The sequence below is a fragment of the Rathayibacter sp. VKM Ac-2803 genome, from assembly GCF_009807175.1.
GTDB lineage: Bacteria > Actinomycetota > Actinomycetes > Actinomycetales > Microbacteriaceae > Rathayibacter.
In genome coordinates this window covers 476,080-500,686 of sequence record NZ_WUCD01000001.1, presented here as the reverse complement: position 1 = coordinate 500,686, position 24,607 = coordinate 476,080, and the positions used below count along the sequence as shown (strand labels likewise).

The following is a 24,607-nucleotide window of genomic DNA, read 5'->3' as shown; positions in this document are numbered from 1 at the left end:
CTCCGCAGAGGAGTAGCGGTGATCGGGCCACATCCGTAGCGGTTCGCGCCCGACCTCCGGCTCCGCGGGTGGCCGGTGCTTGAGTGTCCGGGTGACGACGACATCGCGGCAGAACCCACCCTCGGCGGCACCCGGCACGCGGAGGATCCTCGGTGCGCATCGGGGTGTCGTGCTGCAGGGAGCGGCCGCGCACTCGTGGTTCGACGGCGCCGGCTTCGCGGTCGAGCACGGGCAGTACCACCTGGTCACCGACGTCCTCTCGACGCCGGAGTCGCGGCTCGCCCGGGTGTGGCACACCGGTGGCCGGATGACCTCGACGGATCGGCCCACCGCGCTGGTGCTGCTCCAGCTGGAGGGCACGTCGGCGGTGACCGTCGACGGGACGAAGCGCATGCTCGGGCCCGGCGCGATCGCCTATGCGGCACCCGGGACGGCCCTCACCCTCAGGAGCGACGACCCCGTCGCGCGCGTCGAGCTCGAGAGCTCCGGCCTCGCCCTCCCCCCTCGGACCCGGGAGGCGATCGAGCGCCGGGTCGTTCTCGACGGCACGGGCGGCGCCTTCGCGAGCGTCCTCATCGCGACCGTCAACACGGCTCTCAACAGCGCGATGCAGCCCGATGACGCCGGCTTCGCCGCGTTCCTCCTCGGTCTCGGTCACCTCACCGCCGCGACGCTCACCGACGCCTCCGGGAGCCACGACGGCCCGAAGACCCTGCGGCGCCAGGACATCTACGAGCAGGCCCTGGCGGTGATCGCGCGCGAAGCCCCGGACCCGGACTTCACGGTCGCCGGCCTGGCGCAGGCGCTCAACGTGTCGCAGCAGTACGTCCGTGTGGTCTTCGCGGTGCATGGGGCGACGGCACGCGACGCGATCCGCGACGCGCGCGCCGACCTGGCTCGCTCCTACCTCCGGGTGAACGGCAGCCATCCCGTCTTCACGGCAGCGGAGGCGGCCCACCTCTCGGGGTTCCGGTCGGTCGGCACGATGCGGGCGGCGCTGCGCACGGAAGGGTGAGGCCCGCCTCGAGCAGGAGACGGGAGATCCTGAAACCGTGCGGTGCGGTCGGCTCCACTTCAGGGGGAGCGAGCGTCGCACCCGTCGATGGCGCCCGCGCCGCGGAGGAGCCCGGATCTGTCGCCCGACCTGATCGCACCGTCACGATGATGCTCGCCGATCAGGAGCGGTCATCCCCAGATCGCGGAAGTGGTCCTTGAGCGCGCGCGCTCCCGGGAGCCCGACCCGGCGCGCCACCCGATCCCAGTCGGCGCGGGTCGCTCCCGGGGCCGCCGCCAGCAGTTCTGCGGCGGCCCGCGCCCGAGTCAGTCGGAGCATCCGGTGCGGCGTGGAATCGACGGTCGAGAAGGCGCGCTGGAGCTGCCTCTCGCTCACGGACAGTTCGTCGGCGAGGCGTGCGACGGAGAAGCGGGGGTCCGCGAATCCCGCCTGGATCAGCCTCCGCGCGCGCAGGAGGAGACGTCGATCCGCAGCGCCGATATCCGGCATCACATCTCGTCCGGACTCCTCGAGGAGATCAGTGACGAGAGATTCGAGAGCGCGGCGGTAACCGCCGCTGAGAGGTGTCTCGAGAGATCCGACTCCTGTCAGGATCTCGTTCACGAAGACCGATATCGCTCGAATTCCCACCCTGTTCGACTCGATGGTCACCGGCCCCTGCAGAAGAGTCGGAGTGAACCTCTCAGTGAAGGCCTCACCGAGCTCGACTTCGATGGTCGCGACCTGTTCCGTGCTCTTCGTCCTGAATGTCTGCGAGGTCAGTGCTATCACTGCCTGCCCTCGACCGAGAGCCGTTTCTCCGGGCGGAAGAAGCAGTTCGAGAAGGCCGTCCGTCACTGCCGTGAACGATATCGCAGAAGAGGATGAACCGCCGTGCACCGTCTCGCTCGGACCGCGCGAAAGGCGGGCGAGAGCCATATCCGGAGCGCGATAGGCGTCGGCGAAGAGCCGGATGTCGGCATTCCACTCCACCAGAGCGAATCCGCGGTCGCTGAGCCAGGAGACTGCCTCGGAATCAGTGAGGACGACTCTCTGCTCCAGGGTCACCAGGGGGCTGCGCAGCATTGTTCCTCGTACTCGGATCGGCTCCGAGCACTCAACCATGTCCGCACTGATCCGCATCCGCACGGAAAGCCGACATCGCCTGCACGGAAAGCCGACAGAACACGCGGATTCCCCCTTCGAGAACGGTGCCGAGAGCGAGGATCGGTCGCGTTCACGCTCCCGACTATCGAAGGAATCCCATGACGAAGAACCCGACGACACGCGACATCCCGATCTCCGAAGGCTGGTCGATCCCGAACGAGAACGGCGTCGGCCGTCGGACTCTGGTGAAGGGCGCCGCGTGGTCGGTCCCGGTCGTCGCCGTCGCTGTCGCCGCACCGATGGCCGCGGCGTCGAACACCCCGACGTGCGCCGACCAGAACACGAACCTCCACGCCTCCGGCAACGGCTTCAACGACGGCGCGAACGGGGCGAACTCGAGCGGACAGCACAACGACTGGCTCGTCTTCGACGCCGGCTCCCCGCTGTTCAGCGACCTGTACCTGCAGAACACCGGTGACACGACGATCACCCGCATCCAGGCGGCGACCAGCCTCGAGATGAACGCCCACGACTCGACCGCGGCGACCGGTGGTGCCCTGATCCTCTCGGACGGGACCGTCATCGGCCCGACGACGACGATCCCGGTGTACCAGCAGGGCGGGCTGCGCTGGGTGTTCACCTACGTCTTCAGCGGCTTCTCGCTCGCGCCGGGGCAGACCGCGACCTTCCGGACGAGCTACACCACGTCTTCCACCCCGCGGGCGGACTACATCGAGGCCCGTCCGTACCAGGTCGCCCGGGCGACCGAGATCCTCTGCGCCGGCGCCCCGGTCACGCCGACCGAGAGCAACGCGGGCGACAACGACGCCCAGAACGCGACGGGGTACTACGTGCACGGCTGATCCCGCAGCGCCGACAGCGGAGGCGCGCCCCCGCGGGGACGCGCCTCCGCGTCGTCCGCGGCTCGCGACGCGGCGTCACTCGGGCCGGAGGCGGCGGTGCAGCCGGACGAGCTCGGCGCGGGTCGAGACGCCGAGCTTGCGGTACGCGCTGCGCAGCTGGCTCTTCACGGTGTTCTGGCTGACGCCGAGGGCGGCGGCGATCTCGGGCACGCTCGCGCCGGCGGCGGCGTGCTCGACGACGATCCGCTCTCGGGCGGTGAGGGTGGCGAACCCGGCGGCGAGGGGCATGACGCGCTGCCTCCGCAGGTGCGCGGCTGCCTCGGCGCGGAGGTCGTCGGGGAGCGTGGTGAACGCGGAGTAGGACCTGCTGGCGTGGGCGACGCCCACCGCCTCCTCGAGGAGGGCGCTGCGCCGATCGCGGGCGTCCGTCGCCAGGGCCGTCGCGAGCAGAGCGAGCACGAGGATGCGGGGCCGCGATCCGTCGACGCGCAGCAGCGGCTCCGCGATCTGCCGGGCGAGCCCGTGCCGGCCGAGGCGGCCGAGGCGGACGGCGCGCACCGAGGCGGAGAGCCGGCGCAGCACGCCTCCGGCGGTGGCCGCTCGGAGGCGGACCTCGGGTGGCGAGCGGTGAACCGGTTCCATGCGGCCAGTGTCGCCCGCGCTCCCCTCTCCGTCTCGACGGGGTGCGGATCCGGCAGCTCGGGGTCAGTCGAAGCGGCGGCCCGCCGGCAGGGACGGCAGCAGGAAGAGGATGACCAGGAAGACGACTCCGGCGATCGGGATGAACACCGCGAGGATCCAGAGCCCGCTGCGGTTCACATCGTGCAGCCGCCGCCAGATCAGCGCGAGCGACGGGATCAGGGTGGCCAGGCTGATGATGCCGGCGAGGACGGCGACCCAGCCGGTCTCGTAGGCGGCGGCGTTGCGGAACGGCGCCAGCACCAGCTCGAAGCCGGACTGCGATCCGTCGAGCAGCCGGAGCAGCACGGTGAGGATCGTGCCCGCGAGGACCATCCACCAGTACTCCGCGCGGCTCGCACGCCCGCGGAAGGTGGCGTACTTGGCGAAGAAGCGGCGGAGGGCGGCGCTGGCCGGTGCGCCGTAGTAGGGGAGCGAGAGCGGCGGCTCATCGGTGCGCGGGCTCATCGGGTGCGTCCTGTGCGGCACTGGGACGAGGCGGTCGGCGTGATCGCGGTCATCCCTCGACGCTATCGCGGCGCCGCGGGCGGGGCGTCGGCCGCCAGGGGGAGTCCGCGCCCGGGTCGCGAGCCCCTAGGGGTGAACGGGCCGCAGCTGCTCCTCGGCGATCGGGAACGGCACCGAGGAGTGCAGGTCCGTCGCCCTGGTGTCGCCCCAGTCGTCCTTCGTCACGCGGACGGCGTCGGGAGAGACCTCGGCGATGCGGACGCGCAGCCACGATCCGTCGTCCGGACGCAGCTCGTGCGGGTCGGCGAGATAGCTCAGCCCGATCCCGTCGAGGGTCCTTCGGCGACCATCCACTCGACGACTCCGGTGCGTCGTCGCCCGAGCAGGTCGATCACGACGAAGCCGTCGGGCGCGGGCTCCGTCCAGCCGAGTCGCTCGCCGTCGTCGGAGCGTCGGTGCTCGATCCAGTCCTTCTCCATGCAGGCGAGAGTAGCGATCGTCGTGCCGCGAGGTGTCCGGCCGATCGTGTCCCGCGGATCGAATCGGGTGTGCTGCGCCGTCCGATCGCGCCGGCGCTGCGAGACCGCGGCCTGCTGCGCGTCGAGCGCTCGGTCTCAGCCGGCGGAGTCGGCCGCCGGACTCGCGGACCGAGAAGCCCGCTGGCCGAGGGCGGCGGAGACGCCCTCCCGCGCGTCGCGGAGAGCGAGCGTCCGCTCCTCGGCGGAGAGGCGGGCGGGGCTGTGCGTGATGACCGGTGGCAGGACCTCGTAGCCGACGAACTCGAGCATCCCGCGGTGGATGTGGAACAGGAACGACCGCATGTCGCCGTAGCCGTCGGCGGCGTCCGGCGCGAACTCCGGCCCTCCTCCTCCGGTGGTGAGGAGCAGGACGGCCTTCCTGCCGCGCATCCCGCCCTCGGCGAAGATCCCGTGCTCGCCGCCGAACGTCGCGCCCATCACGAAGACCCGGTCGATCCAGCCCTTCATGATCGCCGGCATCGAGAACCACCACAGCGGGAACGAGAGCACCAGCAGATCCGCCCGCATCAGTCGATCGAGGTGGGCCTGCACCGGGTGCCCGAGCGCCCCGGCGGTCACCGCGGTCATCTGCTCGGCCTGCGGCTTGAAGTAGTCGGCGTCGCGCGCGAACTGGTCGCGATGCAGGACCGGATCCCAGTCGTCGGAGTACAGGTCGAGGCGCTCGACCTCGAGACCGTCGGCGCGCAGGTGCTCGGTGACGGCGTCGGCCTGGGCGGTGGAGAAGGAACGGGGCTCCGGGTGGGCGTGGACGATCAGGGCGCGGCGCACCGGAGCGGTCGTCAGTGAGTCGGTCATGACTTCAACATATCGACGATTCGCGATATGTAGCTAGATCGAGGACTGCAGGCGCTTCATCAGATCGTCGACCTCGGTGCCGTTCCGGCGGTAGTGCGTCCACTTGCCCACGCGGGTCGACCTCACGAGGCCGGCGCGCTCGAGGGTCCCCATGTAGGTCGAGATGGTCGACTGCGCGAGGCCGGACTTCGCGGCCAGGTGGGTGACGCAGACGCCGAACTCGGCGCGGTCGGCGATCGGCTCGTAGTCGTCGAAGGAGGTCTCGGGGGAACGCAGCCACTCCATGATCTGCAGTCGCGTCGGGTTGCCCAGCGCTTTCAGAATCTCGACGAGCCCGGTGTCCATCGCTCGATTCTCCTCCTCCCGGCGGCGTGCCTCGGCGTCGCCGCCCCCTTCGATCCGTCGCAGAGGCACCGTGCTGCTCGATGACACGGGTGTTCCGTGACGGGTCGAACGCCTCCGGGCCTTCCGTACACTGGCGGGCGGCCTCGACGTCCCTGACGAGGGGCGAGGCCGACAGGGGGAGACGATGACCACGAAGGAACGCGGTGTCCGGCACGGGCGTCTCCGACCCCGCTCCGGTGCCCGCACGCTGCTGCTCGGCGTGGCGGCGTGCCTCGGAGTCGTCGCGGTGAGCGGATCCTCCCTCGTCGCGATCGCGACGGCGAGCATCAGCCGCAACGTGACCGACAACGCGGTCGATCTGGGCGTCGCGCCCGCCGAGGAGCCCGAGGCGCCGCAGCTCGGCGCCATCGAGGGCGGCTTCAACGTCCTCGTGGTCGGGACCGACAACGATGCGACCCAGGGCGACCAGTTCGGGGAGCGCGACGACACGCTCAACGACGTCAACATCCTGCTGCACGTCTCGGCCGACCACCGCAGCGCGACGGTGATCAGCTTCCCCCGCGACCTCATCCTGGACAGGCCGGAGTGCACCGACCCGGAGACGGGCACGGTCACGGAGGCCGAGAGCGGCGTCCCGCTCAACTCCGCGTTCCAGTACGGCGGACTGGCCTGCGTGAACGACACCGTGCAGCAGTTCACGGGTCTCACCGTCCCCTACGCCGGCTGGGTCTCGTTCAACGGAGTCATCGAGATGAGCAACGCCGTCGGAGGCGTGCCGATCTGCCTCGCCGGGCCGATTCTCGACACCGACTCCGGGCTCGACCTGCCCGCGGGCACGAGCACCGTCTCGGGCGCGACGGCGCTCGCCTTCCTCCGCACCCGGCACGGCGTCGGCGACGGCAGCGACCTCAGCCGCATCTCCTCGCAGCAGCAGTACCTCGCGTCGCTGATGCGCACCGTCCGCTCGGCCGACACCCTCTCGAACTTCCCCGCGATGTACGGCCTCGCCCAGGCGGCGTCGTCGAACGTGCACCTCTCCACCACGATGACGAGCCCCGCGACGATGATCTCGCTGGCCCTCGCGCTCAAGGACGTCGACCTCTCGTAGATGGTCTTCGTGCAGTACCCGGCGCTCGACGACCCGGACTACCCGGGGAAGGTGGTTCCCGACACCGTGCTGGGCGCCGAGCTCATGGCCCGCGTCCTCAGCGACGAGCCGGTCACCCTCGAGTCGGCCGCCGAGGAGGTGCCCGTCGCGACGGAGGCGCCGGTCGCGGAGGAACCGGCGGCCGGCACGCCCGCGCCGGAGCCGCTGTCCGCTCCCGGCCAGACCGCGGCGGAGGAGACCTGCGCGGTCCCGTCGGAGTGATGCCGGCTCGGCGGTCCGTCCGGGGAATCGGCAGCGCCGAGCCTGCCGCTCGATCGGTCGAGCCGCACAACTGAGGCTGAGAGATGCGAAGTCCCGAGAATCCTCGCATTCGGGCTCACCAGCCTTACCTCTGCAGACGTTTCCCGTGAGCCGCGGCCGAATCGCGTGGATCGAGTTCGATCCACGACGACGCAGGCCCGCGGCCGTCAGGCGCAGCGGGCGAGGTGCTGCTTCAGGTCGGCGCGGGTCGGGCTCCGCAGCGTGGACTCTGTCCGGGCAGCACTCCGCGCCCGTGCTCGGGCCGTCGCCCGTGTGTCAGTGCCGCGGAGCGAGGGCACCCGAGATCAGGGTCTGCACCAGGGCGCCGGCGTCGTAGCCGGGGTCGCCGGCCGCGCCGATGCAGAGATTCCCCACGCCCCGCAGCAGGGCGTACCCGTCGAGGGCCGGATCGTGTCCGATGCCGGCGCGTGCCGCATCGAGCAGCGAGCCGAAGACGGGGACCAGCCGGTCGACGAAGTAGCGGTGCAGCGCGTCCGATCCCGCGCTGTCACCCTGCAGGGCGCCGGCGAGCCCGTGCTTGGTCACGAGGAAGTCGACGAACATCGCCACCCACGCGCGCAGCGCCTCCTCCGCCGTCGAACTCTCTGCGAGGAGGCGCGGCCCCGCTTCTGCGCAGGCCTCGACCTGGTGCCGGTACACGGCGACGACCAGCTCCGGCCGCGTCGGGAAGTGGCGGTAGACGGTGCCGACGCCGACGCCCGCCCTCGCGGCGATGTCGCGGACCGGGGCGTCGACTCCCGACTCGACGAACACCTGCGCCGCCGCGGCGAGCAGGGACTCCTGACTCCGGCGCGGCCGTCCGACGGGTCGGGGCGGCGCGTCGGGCGACTCTCCGGTCACGGCTCCTCCTCAGCGGGCCTTGCGTTACGGAACAATGATCCGTAACGTTTGCGGAGCGACGCTCCGATAACAATCCTGCCAGAGCGCGCCTCCCGGGAAGGACCCACCATGACCTCATCGACCCTCGACCGCGTCCTCGGGACGGGGGCTCCGGTCGTCTCGGTCGCCCCTGTCGCCCTCGCCGCGCCGGATCGGCCGGTGCCGCTCGAGGTGCGGATCTCGGCGCCGGTGACCGGCACCGGCCTGCCCGTCGTCCTCTTCTCGCACGGCAACGGCTGGAACCTCGACGGCTACGCGCCCCTCACGGCGTTCTGGGCCTCCCGCGGCTTCGTCGTGATCCAGCCCACGCACCTGGACTCGCGGCGGAACGGCTTCGGCTTCGACCACCCGGTGTTCCCGAGCATCTGGACCGAGCGGATCGCCGACCTCACCCGCATCCTCGACCAGCTCGACACCGTCGAGGCCGCCGTCCCGGGCCTCGCCGGCCGGATCGACCGCAGCCGCGTCGCCGTGGCCGGGCACTCCTGGGGCGGTCAGACCGCGCAGTCGCTGCTCGGCGCGCGCATCCTCGACGACGCCGGGCAGATCGGAGGGGACATGTCCGACAGCCGCGTCACCGCCGGCGTCCTCCTCGCCGCGACCGGTCTCGCCGGCGACGACCTCGCTCCGTTCGCGCAGGCGAGCTTCCCCTTCATGCGCCCCTCGTTCGACGAGCTGACCACGCCGACCCTCGTCGTCGCCGGTGACCGCGACCAGTCGCGGATGTCCCGCCGCGGACCCGACTGGTTCACCGACGCGTACACGCACAGCCCCGGAGCCACCGACCTCCTGACGCTGCACGGAGCCGAGCACTCTCTCGGCGGCATCGTCGGCCACGAGGTCGCCGAGACCACCGACGAGAGCCCCGAGCGCGTCGCCGTCATCCAGCGACTGAGCACCGCCTTCCTCCGCACCGCCCTCGGCGTCGACCCCGACAGCTGGGCCGCCGCACGCACCGCCTTCCGCAGCGGCACGGACCCGATCGGCCGCCTCGACAGCAAGTGAGCACGACCTCGCCCGGAGCCTGACGGTGGCGGGCGACCCGAGCGCGCCCTGACGCCGGATCGGTCAGCCGGCCGGGAGGCGCACCGACACGCGGAGGCCGCCCGCCGGGCGCGGGGTCAGGGTGAGCAGCCCGTCATGCGCGGCGACGATGCTCTGGGCGATGGCCAGACCCAGGCCGACGCCCGAGTGGTCGGCGCGGATGCGGGCGGTCCCGCGCTGGAACGGCTCCGTCAGCGTCGAGAGCGAGACCGGGTCGAGCCGAGCGCCGGTGTTCTCGACGACGAGGACGGCGGAGCTCCCGTCGACGGCCGTGCTGATGCGCACCGTCCCGCCGTCGGCCAGGTTGTGGACGATCGCGTTGTGAAGCAGGTTGACGGTCAGCTGCAGGAGCAGCGACGGCGAGCCGGTGGTGGGGGCGACGCCGCCGGCGACCTCGAGGGCGACGCCGCTCCGCTCGGCCAGGGGGAGCAGTGTCTCGACCGCCTCGTCCGCGAGGAGCGACAGGTCGGCTCCCTCGCGGGCGAACGAGCGCTGGTCGGCACGGCTGAGCAGCAGCAGCGCCTCGACGAGGTCGATCGCGCGGGAATTGACGGTGCGGAGGCGGGCGACCAGCGCGTCGACGTCACGCTCCGGGTCGCTGCGGGCGACGTCGAGGAGCGTCTGCGTGATCGCGAGCGGCGTGCGCAGCTCGTGCGAGGCGTTCGCCGCGAACCTCCTCTGCTCGGCGTCGTGCGCCTCGAGGCGCTCGAGCATGGCGTCGAAGCTGTCGGCGAGCTGGCGGAACTCGTCCTGCCGCCCGGGGAGGGCGATGCGGTGCGAGAGGTCGCCGGTCGCGGCGACCCGGGTGGCGCCGGTGATGCGGTGCAGCGGAGCGAGCATGCGCCCGGCGAGGAACCAGCCGCCGACCAGACCCAGGACGAGCAGGAACCCGAGCGCTGCGACGGCAGCCGGCGCGAAGGCGCGCACGAGGTCGTCGCGCCCCGGACTGAAGAGGCCGCACCCGCACGCTCATCCCCGGCGGCCTAGGCATCCGCGCCGTCCCGATCGCGCTCGATGCGGTAGCCGACTCCCGGCACCGTGCCGATCAGCCAGGGCTCGCCGAGGCGCTTACGGAGGGAGGAGATCGTGATCCGGACCGCGTTCGTGAACGGATCGGCGTTCTCGTCCCAGGCCCGCTCGAGCAGCTCCTCGGCGCTGATCGTCCCGCCCGCGGCTCCCATCAGGACCTCGAGCACGGCGAACTGCTTGCGCGTGAGGGCGACGCAGCGGCCGTCGCGATGCACCTCGCCGCGGAACGGGTCGAGGCGCAGCCCCGCGATCTCGAGCGTCGGCGGTCGGCTGTGGGCGCGCCGGCGGTCGAGCGCACGGAGGCGCAGCACGAGCTCGCGCAGCTCGAACGGCTTCGTCAGGTAGTCGTCGGCGCCGAGCTCGAAGCCCGACGCCTTGTCGTCGAGTCGGTCGGCCGCCGTCAGCATCAGGATCGGGATGCCGCTGCCCGAGGCGACGATCGCCCTGGCCACGTCGTCGCCCGACGGACCGGGGATGTCGCGATCGAGCACCGCGATGTCGTAGGAGTTGATGCTCAGCAGCTCGAGGGCGGTGTCGCCGTCGCCCGCCAGATCCGCGGCGATCGCCTCGAGCCGGAGCCCGTCGCGGATCGCCTCCGCCATCAGGGGCTCGTCCTCGACCACCAGCACACGCATGCGACCGATGCTACGAGCCGCGGTGTTAAGGGGGGCGTATCCGACGGCGGGGCGCTGCGCGCGCTCACCCGAGCGCGATGTCGGCGCCCGCCGGCCTCCCCGTGCTGGTCGAGTAGCCGCCGGAGGCGGCGTATCGAGACCCACGTCCTTCAGCAGATCCTGCTTCTGCCCTCGCCTCCTGGCGCTGGTGGATCTCGATACGCTCGATACGCTCGCTGCGCGGGCTGCGGGCTCGATCAGCGAGGGAGGGGGCCTGCAAGCAGGAGCTCACCTCGGGGCCGCAAGCGGGAGCTCGCCTCCGTGGAGGGGGCCGCCAGCTCGCTGGTCGAGTAGCCGCCGGAGGCGGCGTATCGAGACCCACCTTCTTCAGCAGATCCTGCTTCTGCCCTCGCCTCCTGACGCTGGTGGATCTCGATACGCCCGCTGCGCGGGCTGCGGGCTCGATCAGCGCGGAGTGAGCCAGGAGCAGGTCGTCCTGATGCCTCAGGCTCTCCTCGGGCGGAGAAGCGCCTGACCGGCTCGTCAGTCCTCCTCCACAGGTGCTCTTCGGGGTCCGGTCTTCCGGTTCGGGCGGTCGGGCCGGTTGTGTGTCGGTGGTCCCTGCTTCAATACGGGTATGGATGGTTCGGGTGGGGTCGAGACGGTGGAGGCGCGGCGCGATGCGGTCGCGTCGTTCACCGATCTCGCGGCGAGCCTCGGCCGCTCCTCCGCCGGGCTGCTGCTCGTGCGGGCCGCGGCGCTGCACACGGCGTACCGGGTGGCGATCACGATCCCGGAGTCGTTCGCTCGCGGCGGCCGGCTGTCGCGCGGTGAGGCGCACGATCTCGTGGAGCGCTCGATCCGGGCCGAGCTGGCGGTCGGGATGGGGATGTCGGAGCGGGAGCTGACCTGCGCGCTCGAGCAGGCGACCGTGCTCATGGAGGATCTTCCGCGCACCCGTGCCGCTCTCGCGGGCGGCGGGTTCGTGTGGAAGAGCGTCGAGGTGATCTGCGCGGCCGCGAGCACACTGCCTCCCGCCTCGCGTGCCGCATTCGACGAGCGGGCGGCCGGCATCGCTGTCGGTGTCACGGCGTCGCAGTTGCGGCGGGCCGTCGGACGGCTGCGCGATGAGCTGCACGACGAGCCGCTGGCGACTCGTCATGCGCGGGCTCGGGCGGATCGGGGCGTGTGGGTGAGCCCGGAGATCGACGGGATGGCGACGCTCTGCGCGCTCCTCCCGGCGCCGGTCGCGATGGGGGCGTTCGACCGCATCGACCGCATCGCGCGGACCCTGCGAGAGGGGCCCGACGGCACCGCGCGAGGTGGTGCCCAGAGCGGCGGTGACGAGCGCACGCTCGCGCAGCTGCGCGCCGACGCACTCGCTGAACTGCTGACCGACGGCGACATCGGCGGCACGACACCGGTCGGCGACGGGGACGGGACTGCGCCGACGTTCGTCTCGGGAGTACGCGCCGAGGTGCGCCTCACGCTCGCCGCGAGCACCGCCGCGGGTCTCGACGAGGCTCCCGCGGATCTCGACGGCTACGGCCTCGTTCCCGCCGACGTCGCCCGCGAGCTCGTGGGAGCCGCCGCCTCCTTCACGCGGATCCTCACCGACCCGGACACCGGGACGATCGCATCGGTCGGGCGCACCCACCGCGTCCCACCGCCCCGGATGCGCCTGCACCTGAAGCTGCGCGACCGCACGTGCCGGTTCCCCGGCTGCACCCGCCCCGCGTCCACATCGGAGGCCGACCACACGATCGAGTGGCGCAACGGAGGCGAGACCTCCCTCGAGAACCTCGCCTCGCTCTGCACCGGTCACCATCACGTCCGCCACGGCGACCGCTGGACCTACGTCCTGCATCCCGACGGCACCGCCGACTGGACCACTCCCACCGGACGTCGCGTCAGCACCCGGCCGGCCGTGCTCCCGGGGCGACCGCCGGATCCGCCCCCACGACCACGATTCGCGGACACGCCACCACCGTTCTGACCCCCGCAGGGGCGTCTCGAGCGAGAGTCGCGGTCGCCGCCTGTATCGTCCGCGTCTCCGAAATCTGCGACGGCGAGGCAACATCCGCCCCGATGAAGTGGGTCCTGCACCGCCGGTCCGACCGGTGGACGCAGGAAAGGACGATCCATGACCCAGCAGAACTCTCGACGGCGCCGCGCGGCACTCACCGCCGCCGTGCTCGTCGCGACCCTCGGCCCGGCCGCCTGCGCCGCCGCCGAGCCCGATGTGCCGGGCGGCTCCGTGGATCCCAGCGCCACCTCCGACGGCCGCACCGCCGACGACGGCGTTATCGCCGACGGCGAACCGGTGTCGATCCTCGACGGTGACCTGCCCGCCATCGCCGGCCTCGACCCGGCACTGCGCTCCGCGGTCGAGGCGGCCTCGGACGCGGCGGGCGCGGACGGCGTCGAGATGGTCGTCACCTCCGGATGGCGGAGCGCCGACTACCAGCGGGCGCTCCTCGACGACGCCGTCCACGAGTACGGCGGCTACGAGGAGGCGCGCCGGTGGGTGAGCACTCCCGAGCTCTCGGCGCACGTCACCGGCGATGCCGTCGACATCGGCGACACCGACGCGAACAGCTGGCTCAGCCAGCACGGCGCCGACCACGGCCTCTGCCAGACCTACGGCAACGAGATGTGGCACTTCGAGCTGGCGACCGAGCCTGGCGGTGAGTGCCCGCCGCAGAAGCAGGACGCCGCAGGCTGACCGCTTGGTTTGATAGTGATAATCCTTATCGTTAGGGTGATGCCGAGAAGAACGCTCCCTCGTCAGAACGGATCCCCCTGTGCCCGCTGCCGCCACCGTCGAAGACCTGACGGTCGTCGGAGACCGCAGGACGCTCCTCCGGAACGTGAGCTTCGAGGTCGGAGTCGGCGAGCGCGTGGCCCTGCTGGGGGCGTCGGGCTCGGGCAAGTCCCTCACCGCGGCGGCCGTGCTCGGTGCGCTCCCGCCCACCTTCTCGATGTCGGGCAGCGTCTCCCTCTTCGGTCGCCCGGTCGTTCCCGGCCGCACCCCGCCCGCGGGACTCGTCGCCGCCGTCTTCCAGGACTCGTCCCTCGCGCTGAACCCGTTCGTGACCGTCGGGCGTCAGCTCGTGTCCGTCCTCCGGGCGCACCGAGACCTCGGTCGGCGAGAAGCGGCGGCCGCCGTGACGGAGGTGCTGCACTCCGTCGGGATCCAGGATCCTGAGCGGGCGATGCGGGGCTTCGCTCCTGAGCTGTCGGGCGGTCAGCGCCAGCGGATCTGCATCGGCCTCGCCCTGCTGTGCGGCGCGCGACTGCTGGTCGCCGACGAGCCGACCACCGCTCTCGACGTCGTCACGCAGGCGCAGGTGCTGCGCGTCCTCCGCGAGTACGGCGCCGCCTCCGACGCCGCGCTCCTCTTCATCACGCACGACCTCGCTGTCGCGTCGATCCTCTGCACCAGGGCGGTCGTGCTCGAGCGGGGCGCGGTGGTGGAGGCCGGTCCGATGGCCGACCTCGTCGCGGCCCCCGCTCATCCCTTCACCCGCTCGCTCGTGGACGCGGCGCGCTCACTCGTCCGAGAGGACGCCGCCTGATGCTCGCGGCCGACGGGATCACCCACCGGTACCGCCGCGGCCCCGCGCAGCCCGCCCTGTCTGCGGTCTCCTTCTCGGCCGCCCCGGGGGAGAGCGTCGGCGTCGTCGGCCGATCGGGATCGGGCAAGTCGACGCTGCTCACGATCCTCCTCGCGCTCGAGCGGCCCTCGGAGGGCGGAGTCGCTCTCGACGGCGCGGCGGTCCGCCCCGGATCGGTGAGGCGGCTGCGCTGGTTCCGGCGCCGGGTGCAGTACGTCCCCCAGGAGCCGGGCTCGACCCTCGAGCCCCGCATGACGGTCGCCCAGCTCGTCCTCGAGCCCCTCCGGCGGCTCGATGTCCCCGGCGAGCACCGTCGACTCGTCTCCGCAGCCCTCGACGACGTGGGCCTCCCCGCCGCGATGCTGAAGCGCCGCCCCGGGGAGCTCTCGGGCGGGCAGGCTCAGCGCGTCGCCCTCGCCCGCTCGATCGTCAGTGGCCCCGAGTACCTGCTCGCGGACGAGCCGGTGAGCGGGCTCGACCTGCCGCTGCGCGACCGGGTCCTCGAGCTGCTCCGGGAGCTGACCGAGCACAGGTCGCTCGGGCTCGTCTTCGTGTCGCACGACCTCGACGCCGTCGCCCGGCTCTGCCGGCGCTGCGTGGTCCTCGCCGACGGCCGCATCGTCGAGGAGGGCGCCACGGCCGACCTCCTCCGGCGCCCCGAGCACCCGGCGACGCGGGAGCTGCTCGACGCCGTCCCCGTGCTGCTGGGCGTCGACCGCTGATGGCGGTCGGGCCACGGAGGCGGCGCACCACCGCCCCGCTCCCGGCGCTGTTCGCGAGTCAGGCGCTCTTCAACCTCGGGTTCTTCGCGGTCGTCCCCTTCCTCGCGATCACGATGCGCGACGACCACGGCCTCGGCGGCGCCGCGGTGGGGCTGGTGCTCGGCGTCCGCGCGTTCAGCCAGCAGGGCCTCTTCCTGCTCGGCGGCCTGCTCCACGACCGCTACGGCGCCCGCACCCTCATCGCCCTCGGCTGCGCCGTCCGCGTCCTCGGGTACCTCGCGCTCGCGTACGCCTCCGATCTGACGGGCTTCGTGATCGGTGCCGTGCTGACCGGACTGGGCGGCGCGCTGTTCTCACCCGCCCTCGACGCGCTGGTCGGAGCGGCCGACGCCCGCGCGAGTCCGACGAGACCGGAGGGGCGCCCGTCCCTGTTCGTCGGTCTCCTGCTCGTCGGCGAGGTCGGAGCCGCCCTCGGCCCGCTGGTCGGGGCGATGCTGCTCGGCGTCGGTTTCTCGGCGACGGCCGGAGTCGCGGCCGCGCTGTTCGCCGTCGTCGGCACCGCGCTCTGGCTGCTCGTCCCGAGTGGAACGCCTCCCGCGCCGGCGAGGACCACCGCCGGCCGCCCCTCCTTCGATCGTCGGTTCGTCGTGTTCGCGGCCCTGTTCGGCGTCAACCTGCTCGCGTACAACCAGCTCTACCTCGGTCTCGGCTTCGAGGTCGCCCGGGTCGGGGGCGACGCCGCGTCGATCGGCCTGGTCTTCCTCCTCCTGTCCCTGCTGACCCTCGCCGGCCAGTGGCCCCTCGGAGTCTGGGCCTGGCGTCTCGGCGCCGGCCGCGCGCTCACGCTGGGCTTCGGCGCGATCGCCGTCGGATTCGCCTCCCTCGCGGTCGCCTCCGCGCACCCTCCGCAGCCGGGACGGGAGCTGCTGCCGGCGATCGCGATGACCGCGCTCCTGGCGCTCGGTCACATGCTCGTCGGGCCCGTCGCCCTCGGGCTCGTCCCGCGCTTCGCAGGCTCCCGCCCCCTCGGCGCCCACTACGGACTGCTGGCCACCTGCGGCGGACTCGCCGTTCTGGGCGGCAGCGTCGCGCTCGGGCCGCTGTTCGACGCCGACGCCTTCCCGCTCGCCTGGTCGCTGCTCGCCGCGGCCGCGCTCGTCTCCGCGCTCGCGCTTCCGCGACTGCTCCCTCACTCCGACTCCCGCACCATCCCCTCCCTCCCTCTCGTCACGGAAAGACACCATGCGCCCTAGGCTCCACCGGACCCTCGCCCTCGCCGCCACCGCCTCGGCGGTCGCACTCGCCCTCACGGGCTGCTTCTCCGGAGGTGCGTCCTCCGCCGACTCCTCCGACGACGCCCGTCTCCGTCTCGCGATGCTCCAGCCGCCGCGCTCGGGGCTCTCGCCCCTGAGCGACGACGCCTTCAAGCTCTCCCGCTGGAGCACGGCCGAGACCCTCGTCACCCTCGACGACGTCGGCGACGCCCAGCCCGCGCTCGCGACGGAGTGGGAGCAGACCGACCCGACCACGTGGACCTTCCGCCTCCGCCCCGACGTCACGTTCCACGACGGCACGGCTCTCACCGCCGAGCAGGCCGCCGCGTCGCTCACCGCGGCCGCGACCGCGAGCCCGAAGCCGCGCATCCTCGACGGGGTCGAGCTCACCGCGACGGCCGACGGCGACTCCGTGCGAGTGGTCACGGCGGAGGCCGACCCGCTGATCCCGCAGCGCCTGTCCAGCCCTCAGCTCGCGATCCTGGCGGCCTCGGCCTACGGGGCCGACGGAGTCGTGGATCCGATCGGCGCGGGAACCGGGCCCTTCGTGCTCACCGCCGTGAACGGGACCTCGACCGCCACCCTCGACCGGTACGAGGACTACTGGGGCGACGAGGCCGCCGCGAGCGGGATCGACGTCTCCTTCGTCCCCGACGGGACGGCCCGGGCCGCCGCCCTGCGCACGGGCACCGCCGACATCGTCGAGGCGATCCCGGTCGGCCAGGCGGCGCAGATCGACGACGACCTCCTGCACGAGGTCCCGATGCCGCGGACGAACACGCTCTACCTGAACACCGCCTCCGGGCCGTTCGCGGATCCCGCCGTCCGGGCCGCGGCGCAGGCCGCGATCGACCGTGCCGCGATCGTGGATCTGGTCTACGAGGGCCGCGCCGACGTCGCCGACGGGCTCCTCGGGCCGGCGATCGAGTGGGCCGCGGACCTCCGGGACGACCCCGCCTACGAGAGCGTGCTCGCGACGCGCGCGACTCCCGCCGAGGTCGCCGGCACCACGATCACGCTGGGAACGTTCACCGACCGCGCCGAACTGCCCGAGGTCGCCGTGCAGCTCGAGCAGCAGCTGGAGGCGGCGGGCTTCACCGTCGAGACGGACGTCCGCGAGTACCAGTACATCGAGGCCGACGCTCTGGACGGCGCGTTCGACGCCTTCATCCTCTCCCGGGCGACCGTGCTCGACTCCGGCGACCCCGGTGCCTACCTCTACAGCGACTTCGCGTGCGACGGCTCCTTCAACCTCTCGCAGTTCTGCGACCCGCAGGTCGACTCCGCCCTCGACGCCGCCGCGGTGCTCCCCGCCGGCGACGAGCGCCGTCGCGCGCTGATGCAGGTCGAGGCGCTGATCCTCGCCGAGGACGCCGCCGTGCCGATGCTGCACGAGCGCGTCATCCAGGGTGAAGGAGAGGGAGTCGCGGGCGCCGCGCGCGACCCGCGCGAGCGCGCGCTGATCACCGGCGACACCCGCGTGGCGCGGCGGTGACCCGCGGGTGGGCCGCCACCCTCGTCGGCGTCTCGCGGACCGTCGCGATCGCCGGGGTGGTGCTGCTGATCGGCGTACTCCCGTGGCTGTCGGGACGCAGCCCCGAGTACACCGTCCTCCGCGCTCGCTACGCCGACCTCGAGGCCACCCCGGAGGCACTCGCGTCCGTGCGGGCCGAGCTCGGGCTCGACCGCGGGCCCGTCGCGGTCCTCCTCGACTGGGCGGCCGGCCTCCTCCGGGGCGACGCGGGGACCTCGTGGGTCAGCGGCCGGCCGGTGCTCCCGGGAACTCTCGAGGCGCTCTCGGTCTCCCTCACCCTGATGGGCTTCGCCGTGGTCGTCGCGGCGGTGATCGCCGCCGCCCTCTGCCTCCCGACCCTGCGGTCGGGCCTGCGGGGGCGGCAGGTCCGCGGATCCGGGGTGCTCGGCGCCTCCCTGACCGCGCTGCCGGAGTTCCTCCTCGCCTCCGCCCTGCTCATCGTCTGCTCCGTGTGGTTGCGCTGGCTCCCGCCGTACGGCTGGGCGGGGCTCGAGTACGCCGTCCTGCCCGCGCTCGCCCTGGGGATCCCGGCCGGCGGACTCGTCGGCCGTCTGCTCTCGGACGCGATCGCCTCGAGCTTCGCCGAACGATGGGTGATCACTTGGCGGATGGCCGGACTGTCCCGGCGGCGGGTCGGTGCGGCGGTGCTGCGCCGGGCGCTCCCCTCCGTGCTGAGCCAGATCGGCCTGGTCCTGATCGGCCTGACCGGAGGCGCCGTCGCCGTCGAGCAGGTGTTCGCGATCCCCGGGCTCGGCCGAGCGATCCTGGGGGCGGCGAGCACGCAGGACATCCCCGCGCTGCAGGCCGGGATCCTCGCGCTGCTCGCCGTGGCGGTCGTCGTCGGGGCCCTGGTCGGGCTCTTCCGCCGACTCCTGCTCGGATCCGCGCTGCGGCTGGGGTCCCTCCCCGTCCCGGATGCGCGGGTCGCGCCCCGACCGCGCGACCTCCTCGTCCCGCTGGTCGCCGCGGGCTCCCTCGCCGTCATCGTCGCCGCGGGCCTGCTCCGCGACCCCTTCACCTCCGCGCACTCCCGACTCGAGGCACCCTCGAGGGCGCTGCCCTTCGGAGCGGACGCCAGCGGCCGCGATCTGCTCGGCAGGGTCGGGCACGGAGCGCTGACGACGCTCGGAGTCGCGCTGCTCGTCGTCCTCGTCTGCGTCGTCCTCGGCATCGCGATCGGCCTGTTCCCGCACGCGTCGACCGGCCCGCTCGAGGTCGCGAACGCCGCGCCGCCGATCCTGGCCGGCATCGTCGTCACCGCACTCTGGGGCCCCTCGATCGAGGGAGCGGCCGTCGCCGTCGCGGCCGTCAGCTGGGCGCCGCTGGCCGCCCACACCGGCTCCCTCGTGCTCGAGGCGAGAGCGCAGCCGCACATCCGCATCCTGCCCGTCCTCGGTGTCGGACCGGTCCGCACGACGCTCCGCTACCTCGTCCCCGCCGTCGTCGGTCCGGTCCTCCGGCACGCGATGCTGCGCCTCCCCGGGATCGCGCTGACGCTCGCCGCCCTCGGCTTCCTCGGCCTCGGCAGCGATCAGCCGACACCCGAGTGGGGCCTCATCCTCGCGGAGGGGAGCGGCTATGCGGAGCGGGCGCCCTGGGTCGTCCTCGCCCCGGCGTCGGTGCTGGTGCTCGCCGCGGTGCTCGCGGTGTCGCTCGCGTCGTACGACTGGTCGGCACGGCCGGGTCTCGGACGGCGGGCCTCGGAGCCGCCGGGCGGTCGGACTCAGCGCGTTCCTGCGGCGTCGTCCTCGAGGAGCTGAACGTAACCGCTCTGGGCGATCCTCCGCGCTCAGTCGGCCTCGACGAAGACGATCTCGCCCAGCGGATTCGTCCACGTCATCTCGCCGCCCGAGCGCGCGACGGAGACGGGCTCGCTGAGAAGGCCGCTGACCAGTGCGCCCGCCTCGTCGCGGGGCGGCTCGCAGGCCACGAACGTGGTCGAGAGCCGGGTGACCGTGAGGACGCCGTCGTCGAGGCGGAAGGGACCGGACTGCGTGTTGCAGCCGTCGTCGATCGTGAGTCGGTCGCCTCCGTCCCTGGTGATGACGAGGAGGATCGAGGCGGCCGGGTCGGTGACGGCGTCGACGAGCGTGCCGGAGAGCGAGGTGCTGCGGTACTCGCCGGGCTCCAGCTCCGCGACCGTCGTCGGTGTCGGAGCCTCGCGGTCGGCGGTGCATGCGACCAGCGCTGCTGCCAGCGAGCCGGCCGTCAGGAGGAGCGCGGTCGTGCGGCGACGGGACATGCGGACCTCCGAGGGCGAGTGCGCTGGTCGTTCCGGGAGTCAAGCACGGGGGTCGGGCGGGCGCCAGCGGCCGGAGGCGGCACCGGCCCGCTCACACCGTGCTGCGGTCGGCCTCGGCCGGCGTCGGCTCCTCGGTGGCGTGCGAGTCGGTGAGGGACAGCGACCCGATGGTCGCGATCACCCCGACGAGGACCGCGACCACGATGTAGATGATCCGCTCGCCCGTGAAGAAGGTCTGGACGAGGTCGGAGCTCCACGCGCCCGCGGGGAGGGTCTTCGTGACCAGCGCGGCGACGAGGGTGCCCACGACGGCGGTGCCGAGGCTGGTGCCGAGCTCCTGGGAGGTGTCGTTGAGGGCGGCGCCGATCGAGGTCCGGTTCTCGTCCATCGCCTCGACGAGAGCGACCGCGCAGATGGTCATGATCGTCCGCAGCCCGATCGTGAGGAGCACCATCATCGCGGCGATCGCGAGGTAGCCGTGCTCCACCGCCCAGGCCATGCCGAGCAGCGCGCCCACCAGGAGGCCGGTGCCGACGAGGCAGGCGAGGCGGTGGCCGAGCCGGGCGGCGAGCTGCTCGGCGATCGGAGTCGCGGCGATCATCGTGACGATGACGGGCAGGTTCGCGAGGCCGGCCTGCATCGGGCTCCAGCCGTACGCGTACTGGAAGTGCAGGATCAGACCGAACAGGACGCTGGCGAAGGCGACCGAGGCCGCGAGCTGCGTGAGGGCCGCGCCTCGGACGGGCCCGGTGCGGAAGATCGCGAGGTCGATCATCGGCGAGGCTGCGCGACGTTCGCGGAGGATGAAGCCTCCGATCGCGGCGACCGTGCCGAGGGCGCAGGCGAGGGTGACGGGCGCGAGCCAGCCGTCCTGCACTCCGCTGGTGAGGGTGTAGCAGCCGAGCCCGATCGCGGCGACGGTGAGGGCCGCGCCGGGCAGGTCGATCCGCTCGGAGGTCAGGTCGGCTCGACGGTCGGCCGGCACGCCGACGCGGACGCCGATCCAGGCGATGAGGGCGATCGGCGCGTTGATGACGAGGAGCCACTGCCAGCTGAACTGGCCGAGCACCGTCCCGCCCAGGATCGGCCCCAGGACGAACCCCGACATGCCCACGATCATCACGATCGTGATCGAGCGCATCCGCAGCTTCTCGTCGTCGAAGAGGCGGAAGATCAGCGACATCGTGACGGGGGCCATGGCCGCCGCGGCGCACCCGAGCGCGGCGCGCAGCGCGATGAGGTGGCCGATGTCGGTGACGAGGACGACGGCGAGGCTGATCAGTCCGAAGGCCGTGAGGCCGATCAGCAGCACGCGGCGCCGACCGAAGCGGTCTGCGGCGGATCCCGCGGTCAGCAGCAGCCCGCCGAAGGTGAGGGAGTAGGCGCCCGTCACCCACTGCAGTCCGGCCGTCCCGCTGTCGAGCGAGCGACCGATCGTCGGCAGGGCGATCGAGAGCAGTGTGTTGTCGACCATCTCGACGAAGAAGGCCAGGCAGAGCGCAGCGAGCGGGAGCGCCGCGGCGCGCAGCGAGGTGTAGGCGGGGGGCTTGGCGGGGCTGATCGTCGGCGTGCTCATGGCGGGCCTTCCTCTCGAACGCCGTACGACTATCGGACGGCGTTCGATAATTTAGAACGCCGTTCGATAACATGCAAGACATGTCTGCAGATCGAGCGAACGAGACCGGGCGCTCCGGTGCGCCGCCCGCGCGAGCCCGGGGACGCCAGCGGGCGTCGCACTCGCTCGACACGGTGCTGGCGGAGGCGATCGCGATCCTCGACGAGTCGGGGGAGCCGGCGCTGACCTTCCGGGCTCTGGCGGCGCGCCTCGGTGGCGGAGTGGCGAGCATCTACTGGTACGTCGGGAGCCGCGACGAGCTGCTCGACCGGGCGACGGAGGAGGTGATGGGCCGGGTCCTCGAGGACAGCGAGCCGCTCACCCACGGCTCCGACCCGGTCGCCAACCTGCGCGCGCTCGCCCTCGCGCTGTTCGACGAGTTCGTCCGCCGGCCGTGGTTCGGGCAGTTCATGCTCCGCAACAACGGGCTGCAGGCCAACTCGATGGCCATGCACGAGCGGATCGGCCAGCAGCTGATGCGGCTCGACCTGACGCCCCGGCAGCGCTTCCACGCGGCGTCGTCGATCGTGAGCTACGTCGTCGGCGTCGCCATCGACCTCGCGCAGCCGCCGCCCAAGGAGTTCCTCGAGAGCGGGATGGACCGGCTGGAGTTCCTGGCCGCGTACGCCGACCGCTGGCGGGCACTCGACCCCGAGGAGTTCCCCTTCCTGCACCAGATCGCCGACGAGATGGCGACGCACGACGACCTCGACGTGTTCCGCTCCGGGCTCGACCTGCTGCTGGCCGGGCTCCGTCTGCAGGCAGGCCTCCCGCCGGCGCCGTGAGTGCTCCCCTCGGCGAAGGGCCGGGGCCCGGAGTCAGTCCTCCGGGTCGACCACGAGCCCGACGCCGCCGCCGCGGCGCACGGGTTCGGCGACCGCGGTCATCCGCCCCGAGGCGTCGACCTCGATCGCGGCCACTGCGCCGATCTCCGCGGCCGACGTGAAGGTGTCGCCCGAGGGCGTCAGCTGCTGCCCGAAGGGGGCGAGGTCGTCGGCGTAGGCGTCGATGAACGCGGGCTCGGCCGAGGTCGAGGCGGTGTTGCGCTGCGACGCCCGGGGCGCGGCCACCGCCTCCGGGAGCGTCATGCCGAGGTCGATGCGGTTGACCAGCGTCTGCAGCACCGTCGTGATGATCGTCGCGCCTCCGGGCGATCCGACGACGAACTTCACCTTGCCGTCGTCGAGCACGATCGTCGGCGACATCGACGAGCGCGGGCGCTTGTCCGGCTCGATCCGGTTCGGGTCGCCGTCGACGTACACCGTGGAGAAGTCGGTGAGCTCGTTGTTGAGGAGGAACCCGCGTCCGGGGACGGTCATCGCCGACCCTCCGGTCTGCTCGATCGTCAGCGTGTAGGAGGCGGCGTTGCCCCACTTGTCGACGACCGAGAGGTGGGTGGTCGAGATGTTCTCGGTGTCGGGCTGCTCCGCGGCGAGGGCGGTCGAGCATCCGGAGCCGTCGAGCGCGCCGGCGGCGACCGGACGGACGGACGCGGTCGTCGGGTCGATCGTGCAGTCCCGCGAGTCCGCGAACTCCTGGCTGAGCAGCGTCTCGGTGGGCACGTCGGTGAAGGCGGGGTCGCCGACGTAGGCGCCCCGGTCGGCGAAGGCGCGGGCCGACGCCTCGAGGTAGAGGTGCAGGGCGCTGCCGGTCCCCTCGGCGCCGAGGTCGTGGTTCTCGAGGATGTTCAGCGCCCCGCCGACCGCGATCCCGCCCGAGGAGGAGGGCGCCATGCCGTAGACGTCGAGCCCGCGGTAGGAGGCGTGGGTGGGGGCCTGCTCGACGACCGAGTACGCGGCGAGGTCGGCCTCGGTGAGCGTGCCGGCCGGCGCGGGGAGCGTCGAGTCGGCGGCGATCCGCGGGTTCTGGACCGTGTCGGCGATCTCGCCGGCCAGCGCTCCCTCGTAGAACGCGCTCGGCCCGTGGATCGCGATGCCGGCCAGCGTCTTCGCGAGATCGGGATTGCGGAAGGTGCTGCCGACTGTCGGGGCGTCACCGCCGGGGAGGAACAGCTCGGCCGTGTCGGGGAACTGCTCGAACCGCTCGAGGTTGTCGAGCGTCTGGTTGCGGAAGGTCTCGTCGACCCGGAAGCCCTTCGCGGCGAGCGCGACCGACGGCGCAAGCACGGCCGCGAGCGGCAGGGTGCCGAAGCGGTCGACCGCGGTGTCCCAGGTCGCGACGGTGCCGGGGACCCCGACCGAGACGCCCGACGACACGAGCTCCGGAGTGAAGGGGTAGGGCTCGCCCGTGGCGGGGTCGATGAAGGCGTCCGAGGTGATGCCGGCCGGTGCGGTCTCCCGACCGTCGATGGTGCTCATCGCGCCGGAGGCCGCATCGAAGTAGACGAAGTACCCGCCACCGCCGATACCTGCGCTGTAGGGCTCGGTCACACCGAGAGCGGAGGCCGTCGCGACGGCGGCGTCGGCGGCGTTGCCGCCGAGCCTCAGCACCTCCAGGCCCACGCGGCTCGCGCTCGCGTCGACCGACGAGACCGCACCGCCGGAGCCGACCGAGGTCGAGGGCGAGATCAGCGGGCCACCGAGGGCGCCGCGGACGTCGTCGGGCGAGAGGTTCGGGAAGCCGGGGATCGGCCTCTCGAGAGCGGAGGCGGGCGCGGCGCCCGCCACCCCGAGAGAGACGACCGCGACGAGCGCGAGCGCGATCCGTCGGAGACCGGGTGTCGTGGCCATGGGGTTCCTCCGTCGGAACTCGTGGGGTGCGGAGCGGGTTCCCCCAACCTAGGGGCGCGCCGGGTCAGCGGGCTAGCGGACGGAATGTCACGTTCGACGGCCACATGGGCTGCGGTCGCCGCGGTCCGT

At 72.6% G+C, this 24,607-nt stretch carries 25 protein-coding genes and 1 pseudogene; 13 read left to right on the top strand and 13 right to left on the bottom strand.

Annotated features, from left to right (window positions below; all coding sequences use genetic code 11):
- The first annotated feature begins 91 nt into the window (after positions 1-91).
- Positions 92-1,015 carry an AraC family transcriptional regulator gene (locus tag GRS96_RS02280; RefSeq protein WP_159987616.1) on the top strand — a complete coding sequence of 308 codons (924 nt, stop codon included), beginning with the start codon at positions 92-94 and terminating at the stop codon, positions 1,013-1,015.
- 141 nt (positions 1,016-1,156) lie between these two features.
- On the opposite strand, the gene GRS96_RS02275 is transcribed toward GRS96_RS02280, so the two are convergent.
- Complete coding sequence (locus GRS96_RS02275; protein WP_159987615.1) at positions 1,157-2,080, bottom strand: helix-turn-helix domain-containing protein; 924 nt, start codon at positions 2,078-2,080, stop codon at positions 1,157-1,159.
- 179 nt (positions 2,081-2,259) lie between these two features.
- Here GRS96_RS02275 and GRS96_RS02270 point away from each other — a divergent pair, with 179 nt between their 5' ends.
- Positions 2,260-2,964 (top strand): hypothetical protein, encoded by a 705-nt coding sequence (locus GRS96_RS02270; protein WP_159856278.1) that lies wholly within the window; start codon positions 2,260-2,262, stop codon positions 2,962-2,964.
- A gap of 75 nt (positions 2,965-3,039) precedes the next feature.
- On the opposite strand, the gene GRS96_RS20585 is transcribed toward GRS96_RS02270, so the two are convergent.
- The 6 genes from GRS96_RS20585 to GRS96_RS02245 all read right to left on the bottom strand — a co-directional run bounded on the left by GRS96_RS20585 (position 3,040) and on the right by GRS96_RS02245 (position 5,789).
- Positions 3,040-3,606: a helix-turn-helix transcriptional regulator gene (locus GRS96_RS20585; protein ID WP_159987614.1), complete on the bottom strand. Its 567-nt coding sequence runs from the start codon at positions 3,604-3,606 to the stop codon at positions 3,040-3,042.
- A gap of 63 nt (positions 3,607-3,669) precedes the next feature.
- Positions 3,670-4,110 carry a DUF805 domain-containing protein gene (locus tag GRS96_RS02260; RefSeq protein ID WP_159987613.1) on the bottom strand — a complete coding sequence of 147 codons (441 nt, stop codon included), beginning with the start codon at positions 4,108-4,110 and terminating at the stop codon, positions 3,670-3,672.
- A 126-nt stretch (positions 4,111-4,236) separates the two neighbouring features.
- Positions 4,237-4,464 carry a hypothetical protein gene (locus tag GRS96_RS20580; RefSeq protein ID WP_236553545.1) on the bottom strand — a complete coding sequence of 76 codons (228 nt, stop codon included), beginning with the start codon at positions 4,462-4,464 and terminating at the stop codon, positions 4,237-4,239.
- Positions 4,425-4,589 carry a hypothetical protein gene (locus GRS96_RS20575; RefSeq protein ID WP_236553544.1) on the bottom strand — a complete coding sequence of 55 codons (165 nt, stop codon included), beginning with the start codon at positions 4,587-4,589 and terminating at the stop codon, positions 4,425-4,427. Before GRS96_RS20575 ends, GRS96_RS20580 begins: the two co-directional genes overlap by 40 nt.
- Before the next feature lie 135 nt (positions 4,590-4,724).
- Entirely contained in the window at positions 4,725-5,444 is a 720-nt protein-coding gene (locus tag GRS96_RS02250; protein ID WP_159987612.1) for an NAD(P)H-dependent oxidoreductase, read from the bottom strand.
- A gap of 33 nt (positions 5,445-5,477) precedes the next feature.
- On the bottom strand, positions 5,478-5,789 hold the full coding sequence (locus GRS96_RS02245) for an ArsR/SmtB family transcription factor (protein WP_159856288.1): 312 nt from the start codon (positions 5,787-5,789) through the stop codon (positions 5,478-5,480).
- 184 nt (positions 5,790-5,973) lie between these two features.
- Here GRS96_RS02245 and GRS96_RS02240 point away from each other — a divergent pair, with 184 nt between their 5' ends.
- On the top strand, positions 5,974-6,897 hold the full coding sequence (locus tag GRS96_RS02240) for an LCP family protein (RefSeq protein WP_159987611.1): 924 nt from the start codon (positions 5,974-5,976) through the stop codon (positions 6,895-6,897).
- Positions 6,898-7,158, top strand: a complete 261-nt coding sequence (locus GRS96_RS02235; RefSeq protein WP_159987610.1) for a hypothetical protein — start codon at positions 6,898-6,900, stop codon at positions 7,156-7,158. It begins immediately after the preceding gene.
- A gap of 315 nt (positions 7,159-7,473) precedes the next feature.
- Here the strand turns inward: GRS96_RS02235 and GRS96_RS02230 are convergent, their stop codons facing one another.
- Positions 7,474-8,058, bottom strand: coding sequence for a TetR/AcrR family transcriptional regulator (locus GRS96_RS02230; protein WP_159856292.1), 585 nt, complete (start codon positions 8,056-8,058; stop codon positions 7,474-7,476).
- Positions 8,059-8,166: 108 nt separating this feature from the next.
- On the opposite strand from GRS96_RS02230, the gene GRS96_RS02225 reads away from it, so the two are divergent.
- Complete coding sequence (locus GRS96_RS02225) at positions 8,167-9,102, top strand: alpha/beta hydrolase family protein (RefSeq protein ID WP_159856294.1); 936 nt, start codon at positions 8,167-8,169, stop codon at positions 9,100-9,102.
- 63 nt (positions 9,103-9,165) lie between these two features.
- Here GRS96_RS02225 and GRS96_RS02220 read toward each other — a convergent pair.
- Positions 9,166-10,098, bottom strand: a pseudogene (locus GRS96_RS02220) (sensor histidine kinase); the annotation flags it as partial.
- A gap of 26 nt (positions 10,099-10,124) precedes the next feature.
- Complete coding sequence (locus GRS96_RS02215; protein ID WP_159856298.1) at positions 10,125-10,805, bottom strand: response regulator transcription factor; 681 nt, start codon at positions 10,803-10,805, stop codon at positions 10,125-10,127.
- A gap of 616 nt (positions 10,806-11,421) precedes the next feature.
- Between GRS96_RS02215 and GRS96_RS02210 the strand changes: the two genes are divergently transcribed.
- The 7 genes from GRS96_RS02210 (at position 11,422) to GRS96_RS02180 (ending at position 19,691) form a co-directional block, all read left to right on the top strand.
- Positions 11,422-12,780, top strand: coding sequence for an HNH endonuclease signature motif containing protein (locus tag GRS96_RS02210; RefSeq protein ID WP_159987609.1), 1,359 nt, complete (start codon positions 11,422-11,424; stop codon positions 12,778-12,780).
- Positions 12,781-12,927: 147 nt separating this feature from the next.
- Positions 12,928-13,509, top strand: coding sequence for a M15 family metallopeptidase (locus GRS96_RS02205; protein ID WP_159987608.1), 582 nt, complete (start codon positions 12,928-12,930; stop codon positions 13,507-13,509).
- A gap of 79 nt (positions 13,510-13,588) precedes the next feature.
- Positions 13,589-14,362, top strand: a complete 774-nt coding sequence (locus tag GRS96_RS02200; protein WP_159987607.1) for an ATP-binding cassette domain-containing protein — start codon at positions 13,589-13,591, stop codon at positions 14,360-14,362.
- Entirely contained in the window at positions 14,362-15,123 is a 762-nt protein-coding gene (locus tag GRS96_RS02195; protein WP_159987606.1) for an ABC transporter ATP-binding protein, read from the top strand. The genes GRS96_RS02200 and GRS96_RS02195 overlap by 1 nt, the downstream gene beginning before the upstream one ends.
- A complete protein-coding gene (locus GRS96_RS02190; protein WP_159987605.1) occupies positions 15,123-16,376 on the top strand; it encodes an MFS transporter in 1,254 nt (417 codons plus the stop codon). The genes GRS96_RS02195 and GRS96_RS02190 overlap by 1 nt, the downstream gene beginning before the upstream one ends.
- On the top strand, positions 16,366-17,892 hold the full coding sequence (locus tag GRS96_RS02185) for an ABC transporter substrate-binding protein (RefSeq protein ID WP_159987604.1): 1,527 nt from the start codon (positions 16,366-16,368) through the stop codon (positions 17,890-17,892). The genes GRS96_RS02190 and GRS96_RS02185 overlap by 11 nt, the downstream gene beginning before the upstream one ends.
- Positions 17,889-19,691: an ABC transporter permease subunit gene (locus GRS96_RS02180; protein ID WP_159854906.1), complete on the top strand. Its 1,803-nt coding sequence runs from the start codon at positions 17,889-17,891 to the stop codon at positions 19,689-19,691. The genes GRS96_RS02185 and GRS96_RS02180 overlap by 4 nt, the downstream gene beginning before the upstream one ends.
- Before the next feature lie 29 nt (positions 19,692-19,720).
- On the opposite strand, the gene GRS96_RS02175 is transcribed toward GRS96_RS02180, so the two are convergent.
- Together GRS96_RS02175 and GRS96_RS02170 are read right to left on the bottom strand one after the other, a co-directional pair.
- On the bottom strand, positions 19,721-20,173 hold the full coding sequence (locus tag GRS96_RS02175; protein ID WP_159854908.1) for an META domain-containing protein: 453 nt from the start codon (positions 20,171-20,173) through the stop codon (positions 19,721-19,723).
- A gap of 91 nt (positions 20,174-20,264) precedes the next feature.
- On the bottom strand, positions 20,265-21,749 hold the full coding sequence (locus tag GRS96_RS02170; protein ID WP_159854910.1) for an MFS transporter: 1,485 nt from the start codon (positions 21,747-21,749) through the stop codon (positions 20,265-20,267).
- Positions 21,750-21,829: 80 nt separating this feature from the next.
- Here GRS96_RS02170 and GRS96_RS02165 point away from each other — a divergent pair, with 80 nt between their 5' ends.
- A complete protein-coding gene (locus GRS96_RS02165; RefSeq protein WP_159987603.1) occupies positions 21,830-22,573 on the top strand; it encodes a TetR/AcrR family transcriptional regulator in 744 nt (247 codons plus the stop codon).
- A 33-nt stretch (positions 22,574-22,606) separates the two neighbouring features.
- On the opposite strand, the gene ggt is transcribed toward GRS96_RS02165, so the two are convergent.
- Positions 22,607-24,478, bottom strand: a complete 1,872-nt coding sequence (gene ggt, locus GRS96_RS02160) for a gamma-glutamyltransferase (RefSeq protein ID WP_159987602.1) — start codon at positions 24,476-24,478, stop codon at positions 22,607-22,609.
- Positions 24,479-24,607: the final 129 nt, after the last annotated feature.